This window comes from Nonomuraea sp. NPDC049152, assembly GCF_040648355.1.
GTDB lineage: Bacteria > Actinomycetota > Actinomycetes > Streptosporangiales > Streptosporangiaceae > Nonomuraea.
Map to the genome: position 1 here is coordinate 320685 of NZ_JBEZDO010000007.1, position 10427 is coordinate 331111.

Consider the following 10427-nt stretch of genomic DNA (forward strand, 5'->3'; position numbering starts at 1 on the left):
AACCTGTGAACCCTGTCGCGCGTCTAGGGGCTCTTATACCCGGACGCGGCCGGGACACCTTCTGGTTCCACTGAAACCCAAGTTTCTGTCGAGTTTCGGCCACTCGCGACATATCGCGAATGGACATACACTGGCGGACTGTGACCGACGACGCAGTAATGCGAGCCTCCGACTCCGACCGCGACCGCGTCGCGGCCGTCCTCGGAGAGGCCCTCGCGACCGGCAGACTCACCAGCGTCGAGCACGCCGACCGGCTCGAGGCCGCCTACACGGCCAAGACCGTCGGCGAACTCGTCCCCATCACCCACGACCTGCCCGACATCGCGGCCGATGCCAGGCCCGCGCTGGTCGACCAGCAGACCGTGAACGCCGTCTTCAGCAAGGTCATCCGCAAGGGTCGCTGGGTGGCCTCCCGGCACACCAAGCTGAACGCCACCTTCGGCGCCCTCATCATGGACCTGTCCGACGCCGTCCTGCCCGGCAGGGAGATCACGATCGAAGCCGACGCCCGCTTCAGCAAGATGATCATCCGTGTCCCCGAGAACGCACACGTCATCGACGAGGGCGCGTCGATGTTCGGCAAGCGCAACGTCTCGGGCGGATCCGGCGGCGACGGGCCGCTGATCCGCGTCACGGGACGATCCATGTTCGCCAAGGTCATCGTGGCCAGAGGGGTCACTGACTGGAACCTGGCATGACAACCATACGATTCGAACTGTGCCAGAGTCCGAACCGCCGATAGCGCTCGACGCCATGGGCGGCGACCACGCGCCGCACGAGATCGTGGCCGGCGCCGTGCACGCGGTCAGGGAGCGCGGCCTGCCGATCGTCCTGGTCGGCTCGCCGCGCGTGCTCTACGAGTCGCTGGCCGACCACGACGCCACCTCCGAGATCCCGATCGTGCGGGCCGAGGAGGCACTCGCCATGGACGAGGGCGCGCTCGCCAGCCTGCGCCGTCCCCGCTCCAGCATCGCCGTCGCCTGCCACCTGCTCAGGCGTGGCGACGCCTCCGCCGTGGTGTCCGCCGGCTCGACGGGCGGCGTCGTCGCCACCGGCAAGCTGCGGCTGAAGGCCCAGCAGTCGGTGCTCAGGCCCGCCCTCGCCGTCGCCCTCCCGACCAGGCCGAGGCCCACGATCCTGCTCGACGCCGGCGCCAACGCCGAGGTCAAGCCGGAAATGCTGGTGCAGTTCGCGCATCTGGGCTCGGCCTATGCCGAAACCGCCTTCGACCTCCGCGACCCCCGCGTCGGCCTGCTCACGATCGGCTCCGAACCCGAGAAGGGCACCAAGCTCGTCAAGCGCGCGCACGAGCTGCTGCGCGCCGTCCCCGGCATCACGTTCCTCGGCAATGTCGAGGGCCACGACCTGCTGACCGGCGCGGCCGACGTCATCGTGACCGACGGCTTCACCGGCAACATCGCGCTCAAGACCATGGAGGGCGCGGTCCGCTACGCCTTCACCGAGCTGCGCGAGTCCATCAGCGGCAGCACGATCGCCAAGATGGGAGCGCTCATGCAGCGCGCCCGCCTCCGGGACCTGTCGAACAGGCTCGACTCCGAGGCGTACGGCGGCGCCGCCCTCCTCGGCCTGAACGGCACGGTCGTCATCGCCCACGGCGCCGCCAAGGCCCCCGCCATCAGCGCCGCATGCCAGCTCGCCGCGACGCTCTCCCGCAGGGGCATCGCCGCCCGCATCGGCGAACGCCTGGCCACGGGCTACCGCCCCCACCGGCTATGGTGATCGTTACCACGATATTCGGGGGATCGCGTGGAAGGCCTGACATCTGCCCAGGTGGCGGTCGCCAAGAGGAACACCGTTCCGCGCAGGACGAGCCGATCGCTGCCGGCGATCATCAGAGCCAACGTCCTCACCCTCTTCAACCTGGTCATCGGTGTCCTGTGGGCGCTCATCCTCATCTTCGGCGAGTGGCAGGACAGCCTGTTCGGCCTGGTGATCGTGGCCAACGCGATGATCGGCATCGTCCAGGAGCTGCGCGCCAAACGCACGCTCGACCAGCTCGCCGTGGTGAACGAGGTGCCCGTCACCGTCCGCAGGGACGGCAGAGACCAGCGAATCCGGCCCGGCCAGATCGTGCTGGGCGACCTGATCCTGCTCGGCCCCGGCGACAGGCTGCTGGTCGACGGCGAGGTCGTCGCCGCCGAATGGCTGGAGATCGACGAGTCGCTGCTCACCGGCGAGGCCGACCCCGTCCACAAGCAGCCGGGCGACCAGGTGCTGTCGGGCAGTTTCGTCGTCGCCGGCTCGGGCGCGTTCACCGCGACGAAGGTGGGCGAGGACGCCTACGCCGCCAGGCTCACCAAGCAGGCCAGCAGATTCTTCTACGCGCTCGCCGCTGTCGCTCGTGGTCGGCCTGCTCGGCATGGTGTTCCCGTTCGCGTCAACGCGCTGACCATCGGCGTCCCCGCCTTCTTCCTCGCACTCGCGCCCACGGCCGAACGGTCGCTGCCCGGGTTCGTGCCGTGCGTGCTCCGCTTCGCCGTACCGGCGGGGCTGATCGCCGGGGCAGGGGTGATCCTCTCCTTCTCCGCCGCGGGCGGCGAGCGCACCGCCGCGGTCGTCACGCTCTTCCTCGTCACCTGGTGGGTGCTCGTGCTCATCGCCAGGCCGCTCAACACGTGGAAGATCGCGCTGATCGGCGCGATGGCCGCGCTCTTCGCCCTCGCCCTCGCCATCCCCTCCACCCGCGCGTTCTTCGAACTCGGGACAGGCGGATGGGCGGCCGTCGCCATCGCCGTGGCGGCCTCCGCAGGCATCAGCGCGGCGGTCAAGCTCACCGGTACCCTTAGAACATGACCGACCCGCAGATAGTGCTCACCGAGCGCGTCCAGCAGGCGCTGGCCCACGCGTTCGGTCCCGAGTACGCCGACGCAGACCCGCTGATCCGGCCCTCCCAGTTCGCCGACTTCCAGGCGAACGTCGCGATGAGCCTGGCCAAGCGCCTGCGACGAGCCCCGCGGGAGGTCGCCCAGGAGATCGCCGACCAGCTCTCCGACTTCCCCGGCACGGTCGAGGTCAGCGGCCCCGGCTTCCTCAACATCACCCTCTCCGACGCGTGGGTCACCGAGCAGGCCGTCGAGATGCTCGCGGACCCGCGCACCGGCGTCGGCACCGCCACGCCGCCGCAGCGCGTCGTGATCGACTACTCCGCGCCCAACGCGGCCAAGGAGATGCACGTCGGCCACCTGCGCACCACGATCGTGGGCGACGCCATGGCCCGCGTCTACGAGCACCTCGGCAGCACCGTCGTGCGCCAGAACCACCTCGGCGACTGGGGCACGCCGTTCGGCATGCTCATCGAGCACCTGCTCGACATCGGCGAGGACACCGCCGTCGCCCAGCTCGAAGCCGGCCAGGGCACCGAGTACTACCAGGCGGCGCGCGTCAAGTTCGACAGCGACGAGTCGTTCAAGACCCGCTCCCGGCAGCGGGTCACCACGCTGCAGTCGGGCGACCCCGAGACCATGCGGCTGTGGCACCTGTTCATGGACGCCACCATCCGCTACTTCGACAAGATCTACGAGATGCTCGGCGTCACGCTCACCGACGCCGACATCGCGGGCGAGAGCATGTACAACCCGATGCTCGAGAAGACCTGCGATGACCTCCAGGCCATGGGCGTCGCGACCGTGAGCGAGGGCGCGCTCTGCCTGTTCCCGCCCGGGTTCACCGGCTCCGACGACAAGCCGCTCCCGCTGATCATCCGCAAGAGCGACGGCGGCTACGGCTACGCCTCCACCGACATGGCCGCGATCCGCTACCGGGTCGAGGACCTCAAGGCCGACCGCATCCTCTATGTCGTCGGCGCCGACCAGGCGCTCCACTTCCGCATGGTCTTCGCCGCCGCCAGGCAGGCCGGCTGGCTGCCCGACACGGTCTCCGCCGAGCACGTCCAGATCGGCATGATGCTCGGCAAGGACGGCCGCCGCTTCAAGACCCGCTCCGGCGAGTCGGTCAAGCTCATGGACCTGCTCCAGGAGGCCGTCGACCGCGCGTCCGCGGCCATCGCCGACCGCGGCTACGACGAGGCGACCAAGGCCGAGATCGCCCACGCGGTGGGCATGGGCGCCGTCAAGTACGCCGACCTGTCGATCAGCCACGACAGCGAGTACGTCTTCGACTTCGACCGCATGCTCGGCTTCTCCGGCAACACCGGCCCCTACATGCAGTACGCCACGGCCAGGATCCGCTCCATCTTCCGTAAGGCCTCCGTCGAGCCCGAGGACGCGCACGGCCCGCTCGTCCTCGGCGTGCCCGCCGAGCGCGCGCTCGCCCTGCACCTGCTCGGCTTCGGCGCGGCCGTCGACCAGGTCGCCGACCTGGTCGAGCCGCACCGGCTCAGCGCCTTCCTGTTCGAGACGGCCAGCCTCCTCAGCACCTTCTACGAGGAGTGCCCCGTCCTCAAGGACGAGGTCGACGCCGACACCCGCGCCTCCAGGCTCGCCCTGTGCGCGCTGACCCTGCGGGTGCTCGAAACCGGCCTCGACCTCCTGGGAGTCCCTGTTCCCGACCGCATGTGAGCCATGGGCGCGCCTCCGCAAGGTTGGCGCGCCCCCCGGCTAGGCTTTGCGCGGTCACGAAGTGAGGCCGATATTGGGGGAGTTCTCTGCCTTGGCAACGGATCTGACCGCGAGCCCCCCGGCCACGGAGCTCCACCGATACGTCGAGGCGCTGCTGGCCAACCTCGCCGCCGACAGCTCCACGCCGCTGCCCGCCCCCAGCTTCCCTGACGACCCGTCGTCCTGGCTGCCGCCCGCCGTACAGGCGCTCGTCACGATCCTTGCCGGCGGCGACCCGCTCGAACCGCTGACCAAGGCCGCAGGACGCGACCAGCAGAACACCGCGCTCTTCCTCTGCCTCGCCCTCGCCGTCGCCGGCCACGGCGACCGCATCCACGCCTCATGGCTCGGCACCGCCTTCGGCGCGATGTCCCTCGAACGGCCCGTCACCCACGGCCAGCGTGCGCTGTGGCTCGCCGCCGCCAGGGGCGCGTACGGCCCGGCCGGCAAGATCTTCGTGCTGCGCAAACTCGACGCGCTCGCCATTCCCGAGCACGCCGAGGTCGATGAATGGCTGCAGGCGCTCGCTCCTGGCGAGCCCGCCGTCGTCGTTCCCGCCGCGCTCGTCGACTTCCCCGAACTGGCCGAGATCCCCGAGCTGGCCAAGCCCGTCCAGGCCGCGGCCAGGCTCGCCAGGCTGCGCGCCCGCTGCACCGAGATCACCTCGACCAGGCAGGCCGACTCCGAGTCGCGCACCCCGCTCACCAACGCGGCCGCCGCCCCCGCCACGGCGTGGCAGGAAGAGGAGCCGCTGGCCGTACTCCGCACGATGGCGGAGCTCAGCGGCCCTCCCGGCCCGATGGGCTCGCTCGTCAGCCACCTGCTCGACGACCTGCGCCCCGGCTCCGACCCCTACCTGGCCGCCATCGCCCTGCACGTGGCCGCGCCCATCCTGCGCGGCGTCGCCGAGGAACTGGCCGCCGACACCAAGCTGACGCCACCCGACGCGGTCACCGTGCCGGTGCTCGGCCACCCGCTGGTGCTCCACCCCGAAGGACCCGACGAGGCGTCCATGGCCGCCGCCGAACGCGAGATCATCGCCGACGGCGTGCAGGACCGGGGGCTCCCCTGGCTCGCCTACCTGTCGCTGGGACTGGCCGTCGCGCTCTTCGTCGCCGCCGTCGTCTACTGGTGGCCGCTCGCGCTGCTCGGCGTCGCCCTCGCGGGGCTGGGCGGATGGCGGCTCTGGCAGCTGCGTCAGGCCAGGCTCTCCGACGCCGCCTATGTCGAACGGCGACTGACCGAACTCAAGGACCTCGCCGAGGGCGCGGTCTGGGCGCTGCACGCCTACGCGCGCGAGGCGGAAGCTCGCGCCAAACAGGCCACCGAGGACACAACCGAACTCACCCGGCTCCTCCGCCGCGGACCCCGCGCCGCATAGCCGCCGCGTCTCTCGGCACACCACGTCGCACGCCTGGCCCGAACCCGACATAAGCGCCAGACCAGCCTCCCCCAGGCCGGCCCGGCGCGCAGTCACACGTCAGGTGTTCTCGATCTCCACATGCGCGGGCGCCAGGAGGAACACCCGGTCCGCGATGCGCTCGATCCGACCCTCACACCCGTAAGCCAGGCCGGCCGCGAAGTCGACCATCCTGGTGGCCTCCGGCATGGGCATGCCGGTGACATCCATGATGACCGTCTGGCCCTCGCGGAAATGCTGCCCGATCATCGGTGCATCGTTGTACTTCAGCGGCTGGACCATCACGATCCGTGACGACTCGACGGTGGCCCGCCACCGCTTCGCGGCACGCTCCGACGCCGGCATGTACTCGTCTTCGTACTGCTCGTCATCGTATCCGTCGTCGTATTGATCGATCCCGCCCAGGCCAAGGTAGCTCACCACCTTGCGCACTGCCCCCATCGGCTTGTCCTTTCCTCAGGAACTCACCGTAATCGGCACGTCCCTACACATTGGACGGTAACCGACGATTCGACGTTCGCCATGCGACACGCCCAACACTTATTCCATTTTGTACGGCAAGCGTCCCGGTTTCGACTGGATATCCGCCGCCTATAGCATCGACGTCATGCGTCTGTTCATCGTCGATGCCTTCACTGACACAGCATTCCAGGGTAATCCTGCCGCTGTCTGCCTCCTGGAGTCAGGCGCTTCCGATAGATGGATGCAGTCTGTAGCCGCCGAGATGCGGCTCTCGGAGACGGCGTTCCTGCTCGGTAATTCGTTGCGCTGGTTCACTCCGGCGGTCGAAGTATCACTGTGCGGACACGCGACGCTGGCCACCGCCCATGTGCTCTATTCCACAGGAGCGGCCACGGGTGAGATCCAATTCGCGACGAAGGGTGGAATCCTCCCCATCAATCGCTCCGACGACGGACTCATCTCGATGGATTTCCCCGCCAAAGAAGTGACGCCCGCCACAGTTCCCGACGGACTGGAAAAGGCCCTCGGAGCTGCGGTGGTAGGCGTCGGACGCAGCCAACTTGATCTGGTGGTGGAGCTCGAATCCGAGGAGGCGGTCCGCTCCCTCGACCCCGACATCACCGCCCTGGAAAAGGTCGACGCCCGCGGCATCATCGTCACCGCCCTCGCCGCCTCCCCGCGGGCAACCACCCCTCCTGTCCCGGGAACCGGGGCCCATCCCACTCCTCCAGAAACCACCGCTCCACACGCGCCGGACACCACCGCTCCCTCCGCCTCGGGAACCACCGCTCGTCCCATGCCGGGAACCACTGCCCCGCGCACGCCGAACATCACCTTTTCCACCACCCCGGGTTCCACCACTCCTCTCGCGACGGGAACCACGGCTGCTTCCGCCCCACGCTCAACCGCTTCCCCCGTCGCGGACCCAGCCTCCGCCGCCCCTCACGCTGGATCCACGTCCGCCATCGCGTATGACTACGTGTCCCGATTCTTCGCCCCACGCGTCGGCGTGCCCGAGGACCCGGTCACCGGCTCGGCCCACTGCGCCCTCGCCCCGTTCTGGTCGGCACGCCTCGGCCGGGCTTCGCTCGTCGGCGCCCAACTGTCGGCACGCGGCGGCCTCATCCGCACCACCGCCCGTGGCGACCGCGTGGACCTGGCCGGCCGAGCCGTCACCATCCTCTCCGGCACCTTCCACATCAACCCGTAGCCGCTCGACCCACCCGCAGACAAGCCGATAACCACCGCCCACCCCGGACCCCGGCTCCCACCCTCTCAGCCCCTTCAGAATCGCCACCACGAAAGGCGACCGACCACCTCTGTGGCCCGCCGCCTCAGGACCGACACCCGCGGACCGACACGCTAGCTCGGCACTTCCGAGGTCAGCCTGAGAGCTGAGCCCCTGCACTCTGGCCGCCACCTGCGCCGGGCGCAGCGCCTGCGTGTAGGGCTTTCCCGGCGTCGGCCAGTGTGTCGGGGGGAGGCGCCGGACGGCGACCATCACGGGAAAGCGCCATCGCAAGGGTTGGTGCCGCGGAGGGGGTGCCTCGAGAGTCAGCGCCTCGGACGGAGGCCCACCATCTCGGAGAGTCAGCACTTTCCAGAGCGGAGGGGCAACGCCCTCGAAGGGCCAACGCTTCCCCGGGCAGCGCCTTCCAGGCAGAGGGACAACGCCTTCCCGCGCGGAGGAGCGACGCCTCGACGGGCCGGCCTCCCAAGGCAGAGAGGCATCGGGGGGCAAGCGCCTGTTAGGCCGTCAAGGGCCCGGACAGCAGATGCTCCCCCGCCTCCCGATCACCCTGCCAGACGAACACCTCATCATCACTCGACAGCCGTCCCCACAACATCAGCAACAGCCCCTCCGCCGTGCCCGACACCTTGGCGACGGGAGCACCCGGCCCATAGGTCCACGATCGACCAATATCAATGGCATCGAGTCGGAGCGCCTGATCGGGCACCGGCGCCCGGCCCCGCACAACCTGTCGCGGCGCCATCACCTCGAACACCTCCGCCACGCCCTCCCCCGCCAGCACCGGGTCGAGGGGGCGAGCCGTACCAGTCGCCCGCTCGGCATCCCACCGATGCAGCAAAGCCTCCACGCACCGACGCCGCTGCCAGAATCCGACCGTCTCCGGCGGATGGAACGTCCAGGCCTCCGCCGACGGATCGGTGTCCAACGCTTCGAGCAACATCTTCGACGCCGCATCGAACCACTGCGCCAACCCCGCACGGTCCTTCGGGGCCGCGGGAGGCACGTAGTCGCCTCGCTTCTCGGTTACGGCCTTGGCCGCCCACAGGTTCGAGCCGCCGAGGTGCTCGGCAAGCTCGCGCAACGTCCAGTCGCCGCAATGCTCGATCGGCGCCGACAGATCGCCATCGAGGCACACGCGGAAGGCGTCCAGTTCGCGTCGGAGGTGAAGGAGAAGATCCATGCCCGGCACCGTAGTCGCCCCCTCCGACAGTCCCACCGCCCCAGCACCTCCCCGGACCAGCCGCCCGTGACTCCTCACCTCGGGGGTGTGTGGTCCTGCGGCAGGCCTGGTGCGGAGGCCTGATGCGGAGGCCTGGTGTGAAGGCGCCACGGCCCGTGGACGGGCTGTTGAGCGCCACGAGAGGTCAGTGGGAGACGACACCGGATGACAGTCGAGACGACATGAGTTGTCAGTAGATCCGTTACTCCCTGTGGCGGTTCTACGCGCCACCGTCGAGCATCGCGTTCTCCTCGGGTCCTTCGTCCTCGTCTGCCTTGCCGAGTGGCGTCGCGCTCGGCCAAGCCGGTTTGGCGGTGGCGTGCCTACGTCTCGGCGTTCTTCAACCTGCACCTCAAGGGGCAGGCCACGACCGTGTTCGACACTTCTCCGAGATCACACTGGCCAACGAATAGCGGCGATCGGCGGGCCCAGCGTGGCGACCAGGCACGGGCTTCGTCCCAGCCGAATGCCACCACCGCACGGGCGATAACGACTGGCGAAAGATCGGGGTTGTCCCGCTATGCTTCCGGGCACAGGCGTTGATCCGGCCATCACCGGGAAGCCTCCGGAAGAACGGCCCGCGAGGGCTCAGTAGAACCGGACGGGGCCGGCCCGTCACAGCCGAAGAACGAGTGGGCGTCTCGACGCCAAGCGGGGTGGTACCGCGGAGGAGTCTCCGTCCTCGCATCCGACCGATGGATGTGAGGAGTGCGCAGTGTCCGAACCAGTGTTCCCCCAGGTCGAGCAGCGCATTCTCGTCTTCTGGGCGCAGGACCGTACGTTCGAGGCGTCCGTCAGCGGGGACGAGGCGTTCGTCTTCTACGACGGCCCGCCGTTCGCCAACGGCCTGCCCCACTACGGCCACCTGCTGACCGGGTACATCAAGGACGCCGTCCCCCGCTACCAGACGATGCGTGGCAAGCGGGTCGAGCGGCGGTTCGGGTGGGACTGCCACGGGCTGCCCGCCGAGGTCGCCGCCGAGAAGCAGCTCGGCATCACCGGCAAGGCCGACATCCTGCGGCTGGGCATCGGCGCGTTCAACGCGGCGACCAGGGAATCGGTACTGCGCTACACCCGCGAGTGGGAGCGGTACGTCACCCGGCAGGCCCGCTGGGTGGACTTCGCTGGCGACTACAAGACGCTCGACGTCGACTACATGGAGAGCGTCCTGTGGGCGTTCAAGACGCTGCACGACAAGGGCCTGGTCTACGAGGGTCACCGGGTGCTGGCCTACTGCTGGCGGTGCGAGACGCCGCTGTCGGCCACCGAGACCAAGATGGACGAAACCTACCGCGACCCGTGGGCAGGCGAGTGTTTCTCGACGCTCAACACGGGCCGGGCGCTCGAATACTGCAGAAGTCTCCGGAAATGCCGAAAGGCCCCGCCAGGCGAAACCCGGCAGGGCCTTCCAACAAAGATTGCGCGGCGGCGACCTACTCTCCCACACCCTCCCGAGTGCAGTACCATCGGCGCTGAAGAGCTTAACTTCCGGGTTCG

The 10427-nt window shown here is 69.2% G+C and carries 8 protein-coding genes, 1 rRNA gene and 1 pseudogene; 7 read left to right on the forward strand and 3 right to left on the reverse strand.

Annotation, left to right across the window (positions count from 1 at the left end; genetic code table 11):
- Nucleotides 1–140 precede the first annotated feature (140 nt).
- The 5 genes from AB0B45_RS16450 (at nucleotide 141) to AB0B45_RS16470 (ending at nucleotide 5958) form a co-directional block, all read left to right on the forward strand.
- Nucleotides 141–698, forward strand: a complete 558-nt coding sequence (locus AB0B45_RS16450; RefSeq protein WP_358131061.1) for a DUF1707 domain-containing protein — start codon at nucleotides 141–143, stop codon at nucleotides 696–698.
- A 19-nt stretch (nucleotides 699–717) separates the two neighbouring features.
- Nucleotides 718–1740: a phosphate acyltransferase PlsX gene (gene plsX, locus AB0B45_RS16455; protein ID WP_358131063.1), complete on the forward strand. Its 1023-nt coding sequence runs from the start codon at nucleotides 718–720 to the stop codon at nucleotides 1738–1740.
- Nucleotides 1741–1767: 27 nt separating this feature from the next.
- Nucleotides 1768–2814, forward strand: a complete 1047-nt coding sequence (locus AB0B45_RS16460; protein ID WP_358131066.1) for a hypothetical protein — start codon at nucleotides 1768–1770, stop codon at nucleotides 2812–2814.
- Nucleotides 2811–4538, forward strand: coding sequence for an arginine--tRNA ligase (gene argS / locus AB0B45_RS16465; protein WP_358131068.1), 1728 nt, complete (start codon nucleotides 2811–2813; stop codon nucleotides 4536–4538). Before AB0B45_RS16460 ends, argS begins: the two co-directional genes overlap by 4 nt.
- A 91-nt stretch (nucleotides 4539–4629) precedes the next feature.
- Nucleotides 4630–5958: a hypothetical protein gene (locus AB0B45_RS16470; RefSeq protein WP_358131071.1), complete on the forward strand. Its 1329-nt coding sequence runs from the start codon at nucleotides 4630–4632 to the stop codon at nucleotides 5956–5958.
- Nucleotides 5959–6057: 99 nt separating this feature from the next.
- Here AB0B45_RS16470 and AB0B45_RS16475 read toward each other — a convergent pair whose 3' ends face one another.
- Nucleotides 6058–6438, reverse strand: a complete 381-nt coding sequence (locus tag AB0B45_RS16475) for a cell division protein SepF (protein ID WP_358131073.1) — start codon at nucleotides 6436–6438, stop codon at nucleotides 6058–6060.
- 166 nt (nucleotides 6439–6604) lie between these two features.
- On the opposite strand from AB0B45_RS16475, the gene AB0B45_RS16480 reads away from it, so the two are divergent.
- Nucleotides 6605–7669: a PhzF family phenazine biosynthesis isomerase gene (locus AB0B45_RS16480; RefSeq protein WP_358131074.1), complete on the forward strand. Its 1065-nt coding sequence runs from the start codon at nucleotides 6605–6607 to the stop codon at nucleotides 7667–7669.
- A gap of 538 nt (nucleotides 7670–8207) precedes the next feature.
- Here the strand turns inward: AB0B45_RS16480 and AB0B45_RS16485 are convergent.
- The gene (locus AB0B45_RS16485; RefSeq protein ID WP_358131077.1) at nucleotides 8208–8891 is read right to left on the reverse strand and encodes a maleylpyruvate isomerase family mycothiol-dependent enzyme; all 684 of its coding nucleotides are present in this window, start codon (nucleotides 8889–8891) and stop codon (nucleotides 8208–8210) included.
- Nucleotides 8892–9657: 766 nt separating this feature from the next.
- On the opposite strand from AB0B45_RS16485, the pseudogene AB0B45_RS16490 reads away from it, so the two are divergent.
- Nucleotides 9658–10203 (forward strand): annotated as a pseudogene (locus AB0B45_RS16490) (class I tRNA ligase family protein); the annotation flags it as partial.
- A gap of 147 nt (nucleotides 10204–10350) precedes the next feature.
- On the opposite strand, the gene rrf reads toward AB0B45_RS16490, so the two are convergent.
- Nucleotides 10351–10427 (reverse strand): 5S ribosomal RNA (gene rrf / locus AB0B45_RS16495); the annotation flags it as partial.